Here is a 14,667-nt window from a genome sequence, read left to right on the forward strand (position 1 = left end):
CAGTATGAACGCTGCTAGTTGCTGTAGACGCGGGTCGGTGCGACGAGTACCGCGGCCCGGCGCTCGGCCGCCATCACGCGGTCGTATTCGTCCCAGTCGTCGTGCTTGCCGCCCGCGGCCGTGAATACGTCCCGGAGCAGCACGCGCAGCCCCTCGGCATCCAGCCACGGCCGCGGATCGTCCGGCCCGACGATCTGGCCGAGCCCCTCGACCGTCGCCCACGCCCAACCGCGCCGAAACGTGGTGGTCACCTGCGGCCGAGCTCGGAGATTGGCGAGCTTCACCTTGCCGTAGGTGACAAAGGCGAGCACCGGCTCACCCGACAGGGGATGAGCCAAGAGCCCGACATTGACCAGCGAAGACTGAATCGTGTTGTCGGCCCGAAGAGTCGAGACGACAGCGAGCCCACTCTCGTCCCGAGCGAGCTCCGCCGCCTGCGCCAATGTCGTCATCACATCTCCCATGATCGAACGCCCACCAGATCGTCCCATGCTCCGCCGTGCGTCCGCCAGAACGTCCGCGGCCGGGCGGTCGTGGACTTCAATGCTTACGGAGCCAGGATCGGAGCTCGGATTCGACGATATCGGGGCGTTCGAGGGCGAGCATGTGGGCGGCGTCGGTGACCGGAGTGAGCATTGCCGACGCACATTCGCGTTCGATGGTGGCTGCCATGGCGCGCATACCGAGGGTGTCGGCCTCGCCGACCAGCACGCTTACCGGACAGGTGATTTCGTTGAGCCGCCCGGCGGCAGGTGGCTCCATGGGGGTGAAGTCGGGCGTATCTTCGGCGCGCTGCTGCGCGTAGTTGGTGCGCGACATTTCCGCGACGCGCTGACGCAGATCGTCTCGTTCGGTCGCCGGTGCGCGGGTCGGGCCATCCACCCACAAGCGCGACTCGTGCGTGATGATCGCCTCGATGTCCGACGCGTCCTCGGCGCGCTCGATCGCCTCGAAGAGCGCACGTTCGTCCTCGGCGATGGGCATGTCGAACCCGGAAATGCTCGGCGCGAGAAGGAACAGTCCGCGAACCCTGTCCGGGTGGGTGAGGGTGAAATCGATCGCGATCCGGGCGCCGCGCGAGGCTCCGACCAGGATCGCGCGATCCACGCCGTAGGCGTCGAAAACGCTTGTGAGATCGTCTGTATCGGAATACGTGCCTTCCGATGTTGTGGTGGAGCGGCCGAAGCAACGGCAGTCGTAGGCGATGCCGAACAGCTCGTCGCTCACCGAATCCATGAGCGGGGCCCACATCCGCGAGTGGGCCAGCCCGTGATGCAGCATGATCGCCGCTGGTTTCCGCGGTGCGCCGGTGCTGCTCACCCAGATCGAACCGCCGGGAACCGATATCGCGCGAGTCTCCATCATCCCCCCGAGCGCTGCGTAACTCCTTGGCGGCGTTGACATCCTGCGCCGTCGCGCCCAAGTGACGGCTGGACTCGTGAACATCGCCGCCGCCACCCTGTGCGCTCCAGCAGCCGGGATGCTGGGCATGCCAGTGATTTTGGACGACGTCGGGGAACTCAACTCTGTTCCCAGCTATAGATCCAGGAACTTCCCCGCGTCGCGGCGATCACTCTAGCGGTCCTTTCGGCGGGGCGCTACTCGATTAATACTGGCCGGCGCTCATGAGCGCAGTAGTTGCTGTCGAGTAGCCGTTCGAAGGCCTTTGAGTGAAGGGTATGCATTGGATTCCCTGATGAGCGGGGACGACAGCCGGTTGCCGTTGTCGAGGATTGTCGGTAGCCGGGTTTATGCTGACTGTGCATGGTTCGACGATTTCACCGCACTGAGAGCACCCGAGCCGGGTGCGTGGCGGAAGGGGACGTGCATGGGGCAGGTGGTGAGTGGGGTGATCGCGCGGTCGAGGTCGGCACCGGTTGAGTTGGTGCGGATCGGGATTCCGGATCCGGGCCCCGGCGAGGCGGTAGTGCGGGTGCAGGCGTGTGGGGTGTGTGAGACGGATCTGAATCATCGGGACGGGCGAGTCGGTGACGGGTTTCCGTTCTTGCTCGGCCACGAGGCCGCGGGTGTGGTGGAGCAGGTTGGTAGCGGCGTCGATGACGTAGCGCCGGGTGACTTCGTCATTCTGAACTGGCGGGCGGTGTGCGGCGGCTGCCGCGCCTGCCGCAAGGGCAGGCCGTGGAACTGTCTGTCGCCGTTGACCGCCGCTCAGCCGATGGTGCTCGCCGACGGTACGCCGCTCACACCCGTGCTCGGGCTCGGCGCGTGCGCCGAGAAGATCCTTGTCCACGCGAGGCAGTGCACTAGGGCCGATCCGAGCGTCGCGCCGGCGGCGGCCGCTCTGCTCGGCTGCGGTGTCGCCACGGGAATCGGCGCCGCGCTCAATACCGGAGCGGTCGAACGTGGTGACAGTGTCGCGGTCATCGGATGTGACGGCATCGGCAGCGCGGCGATCGCCGGAGCTCGGTTGGCCGGGGCCGATCCGATCATCGCCGTCGACACCGATCCCCGAAGGTTGGAGTGGGCCACGACTTTCGGCGCCACGCACGTCATCGACGCGACGATCGCCGACCCGGCGCCACGGATCCGCGAACTCACCGACGGCCTCGGCGCGGACGTCGTCATCGACTCGATGGGGCACCTCGAGACCTGGAAGCAGGCGTTCGACGCGCGCGGCCCGGCGGGAACGCTCGTCATGCTCGGCTTGCCCGCCGCCGACGAACGGATGGACATTCCCTTGCGCGAATTGCGCGTCCGCGGCGGTGCGATCAAGTCCTCCTGGTACGGCGACACCCTGCCGTCACGCGACTTTCCCGCCTTGATCGGTCTCCATCGCCAGGGCCTTCTCGATCTGGATGCCTTTGTCACCGAAACGATTTCACTGAACGAAGTGGAGCAGGCGCTGTCGAAGCTGCGCCATCGTGAGGTGCTGCGTTCGGTGGTCATCCCGTAGCCCGAGCGATCGGAAGCTGCACGGGTTCGGCTGTCCGGGTACGGCTTCGCGGAGCCGAGCATCTTGTGGGCGGTGCTCACGAAACGGAGTCGTTGCCGTCATCGAGCTGCCTCGCGAGATGGGGCGTCGGCAACCCTGGGACGGAGCCGGTCGGGTGTTCTCGGCATCCGGATGGGCGCTATCGCATGGCGCGACCCGCGGTGGTGACCACGTCGATGCAGGCGTCGACGTTGCGGTTCTCGGTGGCCTCGCGCAGCAGGGCGTCGGCCAGGTCCGCGCGGGAGGTGTAGCGGCCGGCAATGCTCGACGGCGCGACGGTGTAGTCGGTGATGCGGGTGCCGTCGACCAGGCCCGAGGCGCGCACGATGGTCCAGTCGAGTCCGCTGTTGCGTGCGATGTCTTCCATGCGGTGCATGTCGCGGTACGCGGTACGTCCCAGTTCGAGCAGGATGGGGAGCAGGAGCAAGCGGAAGATCGCGGTTTCGCCGGGTGCTGCCTTGCCAGCGACGCAGACCGAGCTGACGCAGACCAGACGCCGAATGCCTTGGGCCGTCATGGCATTCGTGATGTTGCCCATACCTCGGGAAAAGACCGAGACGGGCTTGCGGGTGTAGGTTCCGCCGAGTGCGGAGATCACCGCGTCGTGTCCGGTCACCGCGTCCGTGACCGTTTCGCCGTCGAGCGCGTCGGCGCGTACCACCCGCAATCCCGGTGCGGTGAACGGGAATTCGTCGGGACGGCGGATCGCGGCGGTGACGGTGTGACCCCTGTCGATCGCCTGACGGACTACGTGCCTGCCGGTGCGCCCGTTGGCGCCGAATACCACCAGCTTCATCTGTGCTTTCCTGTCAGGAGCGGAACGAGCAGGGAATCGACGATGCGCTCGAAATACGCGCCGTCGAGGGGATCTCCGATATTGAGCAGCCGGTAGAAGATCATCGCGGGCAGCACGTCGGCGATCATGTCGGTGTCGGCGCCGTCGGCGATCTCGCCGCGTGCCCGCGCGTTCGCCAGGATCTCGGCGTATGCGGCGCGGCGCGGGGCGGCGATCTCGTTCTCGGCGATTTCGGCCAGTTGCGGGTCGCGGCCGACCGCGGTGGCGATCGCCGACAGCATCGCGTCGCGGTGGCTGTCGCGGTCCAAATACATTGCGCCGACCGCGATCAGGTCGGCACGGAGGCTGCCGGTGTCGGGTGTGGGCTCGGTCCAGCCCAGTGTGCGGATCGCATCGCGGACCAGCTCGGACTTGTCGCGCCAGCGGCGGTAGACGGTCGCGCGGCTGGCGCCCGCTCGCGAGGCGACGGCGTCCATCGTCAACCGGTCGTAGCCGACCTCGGGCAGTATCTCGCCGACGGCGGCGAGCAGTGCCCGGTCGCGTTCCGGATCACGCGGGCGCCCACCGGGTTTCGGGTTCTTCCGATCATCTTGCTGGGTAGACACAACGTCACCGTAGCCCGATTTCAGTTACGAAACAACAGTGTTCCGTATCGAATCTAGAAGATCGCACGGTGTGCCGCGTTCCGGCACATGGATGCCCGTCGAGTGATTACCCTGGGGATAGCTGGTTCTCGGCGGTGCTCGCCTGAGAGAAAGACTGGATCAATGGCATTCGACTTCAACGTCGATGTGAAGCTCACCGACGCCGCCGACCCCGACAGTGTTCAATTCATCAACATGACCATCGATGCCGTCCCGGCCGGTGTCACCCAGCTCAGCGGCACCTGGCGCGGCGCTTCGGTCTTCGTGCCCGCGAGCAACGGCGAATTCGACTGGGACGGCCGACCAGGCCACGAGGTCGCCTTCGTCTTCGACGGTTCCTCGTCGGGCGCCCGCCTTGTTCTCGGCCTACTCGGCTTCATCGGAGCATCCGGCAAGCTCCCCGGGCGGGGGACGACCGGCGACGGCGAAGTGCTCGACCCGACCCAACCGGCATTCCGCGGCGAGGTCAGGTGGAAGGTCACCTGACCTGCCGAGCGGGGCTTGCCGGGGCTAGGTGAACTCCGGCTTGATGAGAGCGAACGGGGCGCCGAAGGGATCGGCGAGGAACGCGGACCGAGGGCTGCGACGATCTTGCCATCTTGGCTGGGACTTCCCGGCTCGACCACAGGATGGCATCCGCGGCACCGAACCGTACGGCGATTCGTCGCACCGGCGGCGTGTCCGTGAATAGATTACCGCCGTCTCTTGCCGAGCAAGCTGGACACCGAGATGACCACCAAAAGCGTTGGCAGCAGGAATAATTGCAGGATCACCAGATAGGTGCCGGTGTGGAAGAAGAAAGCGAGATAGATTCCGTACCCGGCACAGAGCGCGCCGACCGCCGCGTCGGCCGAGCGCCACCACCATTCGATAGCGGGCGGGATGGCGAGCAGCAGCAGGACGGCACCGCTCACCAGCAGCAGTACGACGTACCACGAAAACCCGGAGTGTGCACCGAAATCTAGGTTCATGAGGTTCTCCCCGCCCGTGTTCGACTCATTCTCGGCGTCGACCGCGAAACAGGCAACTTATCCGCCCTCTTCGTCCGTTTGTGCCGGGGTGACCCGGGTAACCGGCAGAGGGATACCGCCCCCGATCCGACGGCGAACACTCCGATGACGATGCTCGAGAAAGGAAAGATCAATGAGCACACACAAATCGGGCAATGAGACGCAGGAGAAGATGCGGGAACTGGCCGCGACCGCCCGCGCCGAAGCGGCGGAGGCCAGGGAGCACGCCAAGGTCAAAGCCGCTGAGGTCAGGCACGACGCCAAAGCAAGGAGCGCGGAGATCAAGCGGGAGACGAAGGCCAAAGCCGCTGAGATCAAACAAGATACGAGAACGAAGGCCGCCGAGATCAAGCGCGAGGCCAAAGCCAAGGCCGAACACGCCAAGGCTCAGGCCCGCAACCTGATCGACCAGAGCGAAGCCCAGCCGGAAAGTCAGCGGCCACCCGTACCGGTGCTGCTTGCCGCCGCGGCGGTCGCGGCCCTCGTCCTCTGGCGCCTGCTGCGCCGGCGCTGAGCGGCTACCGCTCGATACTCGACGGGAGGGGGTGGTCGGGCAGGAGAGCGGGAAGTCCGTCGATGCTCGCGGCGTTGACGGTGGTGATGCGCTGGGCGAATTCGTCGTCGGTGCGCCGTGCGTGCAGTGCGTCGAGGACGGGGCGTTCGTCGACCAGGTCGAGGTAGGGGACCGAGTAGCCGCAGGAATCGGCGATGCGGTCCACCGAGACGACGATGACGGCGCGGATGCCGGGGTGTTGCAGGCCGAAATGGGGTCGCAGGGCATCGAATTCGGGGGAGTCCGGGCGGACCACACGGCCGGTGCCGAAGAGGCGCAGGATCTTCGAGGTGCGGGTGAAGGAGCAGAACATCACCGTGATGCGGCCGTTGTCGCGCAGGTGGGCGATGGTTTCCGCGCCGCTGCCGAACAGATCGAGGTAGGCGACGGTGTGCTCGTCGAGGATGGCGAAGGTATCGCGGTAGCCCTTGGGGGAGACATTGACGTGGCCGCCCTCGGACGGCGCGGTGGCCACGAAGAACATCGGCTGTTCCTCGATGAACTTCTGTAGCTTGTCGTCTATTTCAGCGAAGATCTTCGCCATCGTGAATCTCCTTGCTCCCGGCGATACAGCTCACCCTAGTGAGGGTATACAGGAGAACCCGCTGGTTATCGCAGTGAAATCGCTCTCAGGGCGCGGTGGGTACCGGGCAGGCGCTGTCGGACAGGTGCGGGATGCACATCCCGCTCGCGTCGGCGAGCAGCAGCCCCGCGCCGACGATCAGCGCGCCCACCGCGATCGCGCCGAAGACCAGCACCCACAGCAGTCCGGGAATGTGGGTGAGGCGGGCGAGCTGATCGGCGTCGGAGTCGCGCGCGCCACCGCCGCGCCGGGATCTGGTGCGCTGCAACTCGATTACCGGGCGCGCACCGGCGAACAGCAGGAACCACGCGCCGAGATAGGCGAAACCGGCCTGCACCGTGTCGGTCCCGAACCAGGAAACGGCGAATACCGCTGCGCCCAGAGCGAATACGGTGAACAGGCCATAGATGTTGCGCACCTTGATCAGCACTGCGAACAGCAGCGCGATGGTGACCCACAGCATCAGCGTGATCCGGTGTGCCCCAAGGAGTGCGGCGAAGCCGAGGCCGACGAGCGGCGGCGCGGGATAGCCCGCCATCGCGGTGAGAATCATGCCGAGCCCGTACGGCTTTCCGCTGGAGACGGTCAAACCCGAAGTGTCGGAATGCAAGGTGATGCTGTTGAGCCTGCGCCCGGTGAGCAGTGCGAGCAGCGCGTGCCCGCCCTCGTGCGCGATGGTCACCACGGCGCGGGCGAGCCGCCAGATCGGGGTGAACCCGACGAACGCCAGCGCGAGCGCCGCGGTCGCGGCCACCAGCCACCACGGCGGCGCCGCCTGTGTCGTTGTCAGCCGATCCGCGATGGAGGCTCCACGGTCGACGAACTCGGCTGTATCCACCGCCGCACCATATAGCCCGCCGCACTGCGTCAGCATCTCGAATCAGAATTCGGTGACGACCTCGTTGTCGTCCGAGGAGCGACGCGCGGCGTCGAGGATGCGCAGGGTGGCGACGGCATCGCGGGGATCGACCGGCACCGGCGCGCCGTCGAGCAGCGCCGCCGCCATCGCGGCGTAGAACGCCGGATAGTCGCCCGCGAGCAGCGGGACGCGCTCGGCGGGATCGGCGCCCAGCGCGCCCCAACGGTCGGCGGTGCCCCACGGCCCCTGTCCGTCGTCGGGTCGCCTGCCCGAGCGCAAGGCTTCCTCCTGCGGATCCAGTCCGTAGGAGACGAAGCCCGCATCGCTGCCGAGCACCCGCAGGCGCGGCCCGAGTTGCGGTGTCACCGCGCTCATCCACAGCTGCGACCGGACGCCGGATTCGTGCGTGAGCGCCACGAAAGTGTCGTCGTCGGAAAGGATTCCGTCGCGGCGCCGGTCGAGCTCGGCGTAGACGGCGCGCACCGGCCCGAACAGCGTCACCGCCTGATCGACGAGGTGGCTGCCGAGGTCGAACAGGATGCCGGCGCCGTCCTCGGCGCTGCCGACCTCACGCCAGCTGCCCTTCGGCACCGGCCGCCAGCGCTCGAATCGCGATTCGAAGCGGTTGATCGCGCCGAGCTTTCCGGCCTCGATCAGCCCGCGCGCGGTCAGGAAGTCGTCGTCCCAGCGCCGATTCTGGAAGACCGACAAGGCGAGCCCGGCCTGTTCCGCCCGCGCGATCAGGTCCTCGGCGTCGGCGACCGTCACCGCGAACGGCTTGTCCACCACCACGGGCAGCCCGGCCGCCAGCGCCTGCCGGGCCAGCGGCGCGTGGCTGCGGTTCGGTGTCGCGACCACCACGAGGTCGATGCCCGCGGGAGCGGCGAACAGTTCCTCGGCGCTGCCGAGCACCCGGACGCCGGGGTGCTCGCGCCGGGCCTGCGCCGCCCGCTCGCCGGATCCGGTGACCACCGCGGCTACCCGCAGCCGCGGTTGTGCGGCGATCAGCGGTGCGTGGAAGACCGATCCGGCGAGGCCGTACCCGAGGATGGCGACGTCGAGGCTGCTCATTGTCCCGACGCTACTGCAGTATGTGACTTGGCCCGCTTGCCGGATCAGGGGCGGCGGTCTTTACGGTTTGCGTGCATTCGCAGCTACCGCCAGCCCCAACGGGTACTAGCTCAAGGTTTGCCAAGGCGAACCGGGCGGTAGGTTTGCTCAGTTACTCGTTGGCAAATTAAGAGTTTCCCAAAATTGCCGCTATTCGGACAATTCGAAATATAGTTAGCGTGGCCAAGGTCACGTTCCGTTATTTTCGGACTTGTTTTTGCCCGTTTTCGCCTCCGGTGTCGCACCCGATGACGTGCCGCTTTATGGAAAATTAACGACAAACGCTGTGAGCTGCGTCTATGCCTGATTCGGGGCGATCCGACCTGCTATCCGTCGAAATATCCCATGCCCTGACCTAGCGTGTGAAACGCGCCTGACTCAGTGCTGATCAGCCGTTCCCGATCGACAATTTCTGGCACGGATGGAGGCCGCACATGCGTGTGCCGCTGCATACCGCTCTCGCGAAGAAAAATGAATCCGGCGCGGACGCGATGCCGGACATATCGGAGAATCGAATCGTTCCGCGCCTTTCCGCGGATTTGCTCACCCGCCTGCCCGACACGGTCGCCAGGCCCACCTTCGCGCCGCGCAGCCTGACCACCGGCATCCTGCATCTGGGCTGCGGAGCTTTCCATCGGGCCCACCAGGCCCTGCTCACCCAGCACGCCATGAATGCCGCGGCCGATCCGCGCTGGGGCATCGCGGCGGTGGCCATGACCCGGCCGACCGTCGTGGATGCCCTTCGGGCACAAGACAATCTGTACACCACGCTGCTGCACGACGACGGCGACGCACGGGTGGAGGTGGTCGGCTCGATCACCGAGACCGTGCACGCGCCGACCGACCGGATCGGCGTACCCGCGCGGATGGCCGACCCGAACATCAAGATCGTCACCTTGACCGTCACCGCCAGCGGCTACTGCATCTCGCCGGTGACCGGCAGGCTGGACGCGGCATGCGACGCCGTGCACCACGACATCCGCTGCCCCGCGACACCGGTGAGCCCGATCGGCATGCTGGTGCGCGGGCTGGAGGCGGTACGCAAGCGCGGCGGGACGCCGCCGGTGGTGATCAGCTGCGACAACCTGTGCGAGAACGGCAGGAAGCTGCGCGGCGCGGTGATCGACCTCGCCTCGCTGCGCGACGACGGGCTCGCCGATTGGATCGCCCGCAACGTGCAGTTCCCCAACAGCGTCGTCGACCGCATCGTGCAGCCGGGCAGCCCGGCCGATCTCGCGGTCGCGCGCAACTGCCTCGGCGGCATCGAGGATCACGCGCCCGTCTCGGCTGAACCGTTCATGACCTGGACGATCGAGAATTTCGACGGTGAGCGCCCGCGGTGGGAAGACGCGGGCGCGCATTTCGTCGACGATGTCACCGACTACGAGCTGGCGAAGCTGCGCCTGCTCAACGCCAGCCACATGCTGCTGGCCTACCTCGGTGCGCTGGCGGGATATTCGACCATCGCCGAGGCGACCGCCGATCCGGCGCTCGCGGCGCTGGCCCGCCAGTTCATGCTCCGCGAACAGGGCCCGACCCTGGCGCTGCCACCCGCGGAACTGCGCAGGACCGTGGACGGGCTGATCCGCCGCTTCCGCAATCCGGCCATCTGCCACGACATGACCCGGGTCGGGCGCAACGGCTCGGACAAGATGGTGCCGCGGGTGGTCGCGGCGATGTGCGAGAACATCGCGGCGGGCAGGCCGACACCCGGCGCCACCCTGTTGATCGCCGCGTGGATCCGCTGGTTCACCGAAACCCAGCGCCCCAACGCGATCATGGAGGTGATCGATCCGCGCCTGGAGTCGCTGACGAAGTCGGCGAGCCAGCCCGATCCCTACCGCAGGGCCAGGGAGTTCCTGTGGCGCGCCGATATCTTCGGCACGCTGCCCGACCCGGACCGGGTGCAGCGCCAGGTGGGCGACGCACTGGCCGAACTCGCCGGTGACCGGGTAGACACGGTGGTGCGGCGCAGATTGCTGCCCGAATTCGAAAGGGGTATCGAATGAGTGCCGAAACACCGGTGCGCGCGGTCGTTTTCGATATGGACGGCCTGCTGATCGATTCGGAGCGGCTGGCGATGGAATCGCTGGTGAGCGCGGGCGCCGAACTCGGCTACGACATGCCGATCGAGTTCTGCCGCAGCATGATCGGTGTGCCCGCCGATCGCTGTCGCGAGCTGGCGGCCGCCGCGTACGGCCCGGACTTCCCGTTGGAGCGGTACTTCGTGGTGCACGAGGTGCATCTGCGGGTGCTGGTCGACAGCGGGCGGCTCACCACCAAGCCCGGCGCCGCCGAACTGCTGGATTACCTGGAGTTCCAAGGGATTCCGAAGGCGATCGCCACCTCGTCCTCGCGCGATCGCGCCGATCACCACCTGCGGCTGGTCGGTCTCGCCGACCGGTTCGACGCCGTGATCACCCGCCAGGACGTGACGAACGGCAAACCCGATCCGGAGCCGTACCTCACCGCCATGGCCGCACTCGGCGGCGAAGTGGAAACCACACTGGCACTGGAGGATTCGACCAACGGCCTGCGCGCCGCGCACGCCGCGGGCCTGCGCTGCCTGCTGATCCCCGATCTCGTCCAGCCCACCGACGAGTCCCGGCACATGGCCCACCGCCTGTACCCGGACCTCCTGCATGCCGTCGACTACATCGCCGCCGCCAACGAACGCACCCCCGAACCCGCCTCGTGACCCCGCTGTCCCGCTGCCGCCGCGGCGGGGTCAGTGTTCGAGTTTGCGGAGGACGTCGCGGAGGGCGCGGAGGTCTGTGGGGGAGAGGGCGGTGACGGGGGCGGGGGCCGGGTCGGGGGTGGCGAGTGCGTCGGTGACGATGGCGCGGCCCGCGTCGGTGATGGAGACCTGTTTGCGGCGGCGGTTGGTGGGGTCGATCTCGCGGACCACCAGGCCGCGCTCCTCCAGATCGTTGACCACCACCGTGGTCGCGGGGGCGTCCATGGTGGTGGCGGTGGCGATCTGCCCGAGTGTCAGCGGACCGGGCAGCAGCCGCTTCAGGATGCGAATCCTGCTGAACGGCATACCCATTCGATCGACGACCGCCCGCTTCCACTGATCGCGGGTGTCCATCACCACATGGGTGAGCAGCGCCCACACCTCATCGGCGGTGGGCGGGTCGTCAGGCATGTGCGGGCACCTTCTGGTCGAGGATCGGGGCGACGCGCGCGCGGGACCGTTCGGCCCACGCGGTATTCGCGACAATCCCGAGTATGGCGATTCCCGCGGTGAGCGCCGCGAGCACCCACCACAATCCCGCCCCCGCGACAGTTCCGGCCAGTGCCACGCCGATACTCGTGCCGGCCTGACGGCTCGTCGAGGCCACCGCGGCGGCCGCACCCGCGCGATCCAATGGCATGCCGCTCACCGCCGCCGTGGTGATCGGCGCGTTCACCATGCCGAAGCCGATGCCGAAGATCGCGAACGTCACGATCAGTGCCCACTCCGGCGTGCTCGCGTCGAGCCGGGTCAGCAGTACCGCGGCGATCGTCATGAACGCACCCGCCGCGAGCAGCGACGGCCGCGTGCCGTACTTGCCGACCAGTCGTCCCGACAGCGGCGAGAAGATCAGCATCGCGCCCGCCATCGCGAGATACAGCATTCCGGTGTGCACGGCCGAATATCCGCGCACCGATTGCAGATAGATCGAGCAGGTGAACAGGAACGCGCCGAAGGTGGCGAACGCGCACACCGCGATGACGGTGGCCGCGCTGAACGGCGCGCTGCGGAAGAAGCGCAGATCGATGAACGGCTGCCGGTGCCGCGATTCGTACCAGACGAACGCGATGCCCGCGAGCGTCGCGACCACGAACATCAGCGGCATCTGCTCGATCAGCCCGAACACCAGCGTGAACATCAGCGCGATCGCCAGCAGCTGCCCGATCGGATCGATACCGCGCGGCGTCGCCGACTTGGATTCGGGCACATAGACAGTCGTGAGCACCAGGGCGGCCGCACAGATCGGCAGGTTGATCCAGAACACCGACGGCCAGCCGAGCGCATCGATCAGCACGCCGCCGACGATCGGCCCGAGCGCCATCGCGATACCGACGACAGCGCCCCAAACACCAATGGCGCGAGCGCGTTCCACCTTTCCGGTGAACACCTGGGTGATGATCGACATGGCCACCGGATTCAGCATCGAGCCACCGAGCGCCTGCAGGAAGCGGGCGCCGATCAGCGCCTCGATGGTCGGCGCCATGCTGCACAGCAGCGAGCCGAGCGCGAAGAGCGTCAGCCCGATTCGGAACACCCTGCGCCGCCCGAACCGGTCGGCCATCGCGCCGGACAGCAGCAGCACGCTGGCCAGGGTGAGCGTGTAGATGTCGATGATCCACTGCAACCGCGCGGTCGACGCGTGCAGATCGTCGCGAATGGCGGGGACCGCGACATTGACGATGGTCGCGTCCATCGAGACGATCAGCAGGCTCAGGCAGCAGGTCAGCAGCACGACGGTCTTGCGCCGCGGCGACAGTTCAAAGGTTGTGCTCACACAACTATTGTGCGAGCACAACTGTTCCGCTGGCAAGAGGTGTGCCCTGAGTCACTTCACGTGGTCGCGACTGGACGCGACCGTGGGGAGGCTGACCAGGCACGCGCCGACGGGTACGTCGGCCCCGGCGCATCAGGCACGGGTGGGATCGCGTCGACGTCTAACCGGTCCGCACCGGAAGCCGTCGCAGGCCACGGATCACCGTGGTGTTGCGTCGGCGTTCGGGCCCGGCCGGGCGCAGGTCGGGCGCGCGTTCGGCGAGCGCGCGCAGCGCGACGGCCCCTTCCATGCGAGCGAGCGGGGCGCCGAGGCAGTAGTGGATGCCGCTGGAGAAGGCAAGGTGGCCTGCCTCGGGCGTCCTGGTGATGTCGAATTCGTCGGGGCGGGCGAATACCCGCTCGTCGCGGCCGGTGGCGCCGAGCAATAGGACGACCACATCGTCGCGCCGGAACCGGTGGCCGCCGAATTCGAAGTCCTCCTTGGCGAATCGGCCGGTGAGCTGGATCGGCGGGTCGTAGCGCAGTGTCTCCTCGACGGCCCGTTCGGCCAGATCGGGATCGGTGCACAGCAAACCCCACTGCGCCGGATGCCGCAGCAATGCGCTGACGGCATTGCCGATGAGATTGACGGTGGTTTCGAAACCCGCGATGAGCAGCAGCCGGCAGGTGGCGACCAGTTCGAGGCCGGTCAGCCGCTGTTCGGCGCGCGCGGTGGCCAGTGCGCTGATCACGTCGTCGCCCGGATCGCTCGTTCGCTCGTCGGCGAGCCTGGTGAACAACGAATGCAGCTGTGCGGTGGCCTCTTTCAGTTCCCGCGCGTGCCGCAGCGAGCGCACGCCGTCGAGCGAGGCGACGAGGGCGGTGCCGTAGTCGGCGAATATCTCGGCATCCACGTCGGGGATGCCGAGCAGGTCGCTGATGACCGCGATCGGCAGCGGCGTGGCGAAATCTGCGATGAGATCGAAGCTCCCCTTGGAGGTCGCGCGATCGAGCAGTTCCTTGGTGACACGCTCCACCGCGGGGCGGTACCCGGTGATCTTCCTTGCGCTGAACGCCGGGCGGGCGAGGCCGCGCAGCCGGGTGTGCTCGGGCGGATCGAGGTCGAGGAACGATGGTGTCGCCTCGATGTCGGCGAGAAATTGCGCCTGATAGCTGGGCGGTGACGCCGTGGAGCGCTGCACGCCGAACCGGCGATCGCGCAGCACCGCGTCACACAGGTGGTAGCCCGGCGCCATCGTCATGCCGGTCCGGCTCGGCAACCATGGTCCGGTGGCGCGCAATTCGGCATAGATCGGATAGGGATCCATCCGCCATGGCGCGTTGCCCAGGCGCGCGAGCCGATCGCCGGAGAGGGCGAGCAGCCAGCCCGAGCCTCGGGTGAACCCGATTCGGGACGCGAACCGGATATCGGAAATGGACAGCACCACAACCTCCTTCGAGCCGCGGCGAGGAGGTCGGGGCTCGCGCATGTGTGTCCGACACTATCGAATCCGCGCCGCCACGACGTCCTCCCAACGGCGGATGGACGGGGTGAGATCCACACCGCGCGCATGGCCGAACGGAGGGAGGCGCACGGCCCGTTCCGCCACGGTGATCGCTTGCCGTGCCGACTTCCGCACCTCGGCGACTGAGCGCCGCCGAGGTGTTCG

General features: G+C 67.3%; 16 protein-coding genes. 5 read left to right on the plus strand and 11 right to left on the minus strand.

All coding sequences use genetic code 11. The annotated features are described in order from the left end of the window. Positions 1–14 precede the first annotated feature (14 nt). Both ACIG5A_RS26905 and ACIG5A_RS26910 read right to left on the minus strand, forming a co-directional pair. Complete coding sequence (locus tag ACIG5A_RS26905) at positions 15–452, minus strand: TIGR03618 family F420-dependent PPOX class oxidoreductase (RefSeq protein ID WP_397244780.1); 438 nt, start codon at positions 450–452, stop codon at positions 15–17. Between the two features lie 88 nt (positions 453–540). After that, positions 541–1,365: an alpha/beta fold hydrolase gene (locus ACIG5A_RS26910; protein WP_397244783.1), complete on the minus strand. Its 825-nt coding sequence runs from the start codon at positions 1,363–1,365 to the stop codon at positions 541–543. Positions 1,366–1,828: 463 nt separating this feature from the next. Between ACIG5A_RS26910 and ACIG5A_RS26915 the strand changes: the two genes are divergently transcribed. After that, a complete protein-coding gene (locus ACIG5A_RS26915; protein ID WP_397244785.1) occupies positions 1,829–2,914 on the plus strand; it encodes an S-(hydroxymethyl)mycothiol dehydrogenase in 1,086 nt (361 codons plus the stop codon). A 178-nt stretch (positions 2,915–3,092) separates the two neighbouring features. Here the strand turns inward: ACIG5A_RS26915 and ACIG5A_RS26920 are convergent, their stop codons facing one another. Both ACIG5A_RS26920 and ACIG5A_RS26925 read right to left on the minus strand, forming a co-directional pair. Further along, positions 3,093–3,749, minus strand: coding sequence for an NAD(P)-dependent oxidoreductase (locus ACIG5A_RS26920; RefSeq protein ID WP_397244787.1), 657 nt, complete (start codon positions 3,747–3,749; stop codon positions 3,093–3,095). Further along, a complete protein-coding gene (locus ACIG5A_RS26925) occupies positions 3,746–4,354 on the minus strand; it encodes a TetR/AcrR family transcriptional regulator (protein ID WP_397244791.1) in 609 nt (202 codons plus the stop codon). The genes ACIG5A_RS26920 and ACIG5A_RS26925 overlap by 4 nt, the downstream gene beginning before the upstream one ends. Positions 4,355–4,516: 162 nt before the next feature. Here ACIG5A_RS26925 and ACIG5A_RS26930 point away from each other — a divergent pair, with 162 nt between their 5' ends. Beyond that, positions 4,517–4,879 carry a hypothetical protein gene (locus tag ACIG5A_RS26930; RefSeq protein WP_397244793.1) on the plus strand — a complete coding sequence of 121 codons (363 nt, stop codon included), beginning with the start codon at positions 4,517–4,519 and terminating at the stop codon, positions 4,877–4,879. Positions 4,880–5,085: 206 nt separating this feature from the next. Here ACIG5A_RS26930 and ACIG5A_RS26935 read toward each other — a convergent pair whose 3' ends face one another. Beyond that, on the minus strand, positions 5,086–5,364 hold the full coding sequence (locus ACIG5A_RS26935) for a hypothetical protein (protein WP_397244795.1): 279 nt from the start codon (positions 5,362–5,364) through the stop codon (positions 5,086–5,088). A gap of 172 nt (positions 5,365–5,536) precedes the next feature. Between ACIG5A_RS26935 and ACIG5A_RS26940 the strand changes: the two genes are divergently transcribed. After that, positions 5,537–5,917, plus strand: coding sequence for a hypothetical protein (locus ACIG5A_RS26940; RefSeq protein ID WP_397244797.1), 381 nt, complete (start codon positions 5,537–5,539; stop codon positions 5,915–5,917). 4 nt (positions 5,918–5,921) lie between these two features. Here the strand turns inward: ACIG5A_RS26940 and ACIG5A_RS26945 are convergent, their stop codons facing one another. From ACIG5A_RS26945 to ACIG5A_RS26955, 3 genes are all read right to left on the minus strand, one after another. Then, positions 5,922–6,500 (minus strand): pyridoxamine 5'-phosphate oxidase family protein, encoded by a 579-nt coding sequence (locus ACIG5A_RS26945; RefSeq protein ID WP_397244799.1) that lies wholly within the window; start codon positions 6,498–6,500, stop codon positions 5,922–5,924. An 85-nt stretch (positions 6,501–6,585) separates the two neighbouring features. Beyond that, entirely contained in the window at positions 6,586–7,377 is a 792-nt protein-coding gene (locus ACIG5A_RS26950; protein WP_397244801.1) for a M50 family metallopeptidase, read from the minus strand. A gap of 42 nt (positions 7,378–7,419) precedes the next feature. After that, positions 7,420–8,469, minus strand: a complete 1,050-nt coding sequence (locus ACIG5A_RS26955) for a Gfo/Idh/MocA family oxidoreductase (protein ID WP_397244804.1) — start codon at positions 8,467–8,469, stop codon at positions 7,420–7,422. Positions 8,470–8,942: 473 nt separating this feature from the next. On the opposite strand from ACIG5A_RS26955, the gene ACIG5A_RS26960 reads away from it, so the two are divergent. Together ACIG5A_RS26960 and ACIG5A_RS26965 are read left to right on the plus strand one after the other, a co-directional pair. Then, entirely contained in the window at positions 8,943–10,517 is a 1,575-nt protein-coding gene (locus ACIG5A_RS26960) for a mannitol dehydrogenase family protein (RefSeq protein WP_397244806.1), read from the plus strand. Beyond that, positions 10,514–11,206, plus strand: coding sequence for an HAD family hydrolase (locus ACIG5A_RS26965; protein ID WP_397244808.1), 693 nt, complete (start codon positions 10,514–10,516; stop codon positions 11,204–11,206). Before ACIG5A_RS26960 ends, ACIG5A_RS26965 begins: the two co-directional genes overlap by 4 nt. Positions 11,207–11,236: 30 nt before the next feature. Here the strand turns inward: ACIG5A_RS26965 and ACIG5A_RS26970 are convergent, their stop codons facing one another. The 3 genes from ACIG5A_RS26970 to ACIG5A_RS26980 form a co-directional block, all read right to left on the minus strand. Continuing rightward, the gene (locus tag ACIG5A_RS26970) at positions 11,237–11,656 is read right to left on the minus strand and encodes a MarR family winged helix-turn-helix transcriptional regulator (RefSeq protein WP_397244810.1); all 420 of its coding nucleotides are present in this window, start codon (positions 11,654–11,656) and stop codon (positions 11,237–11,239) included. Continuing rightward, complete coding sequence (locus ACIG5A_RS26975; protein ID WP_397244812.1) at positions 11,649–13,019, minus strand: MFS transporter; 1,371 nt, start codon at positions 13,017–13,019, stop codon at positions 11,649–11,651. Before ACIG5A_RS26975 ends, ACIG5A_RS26970 begins: the two co-directional genes overlap by 8 nt. Before the next feature lie 160 nt (positions 13,020–13,179). After that, on the minus strand, positions 13,180–14,442 hold the full coding sequence (locus ACIG5A_RS26980; RefSeq protein WP_397244815.1) for a cytochrome P450: 1,263 nt from the start codon (positions 14,440–14,442) through the stop codon (positions 13,180–13,182). Positions 14,443–14,667: the final 225 nt, after the last annotated feature.

This window comes from Nocardia sp. NPDC052566, from assembly GCF_044547285.1.
Lineage (GTDB): Bacteria > Actinomycetota > Actinomycetes > Mycobacteriales > Mycobacteriaceae > Nocardia.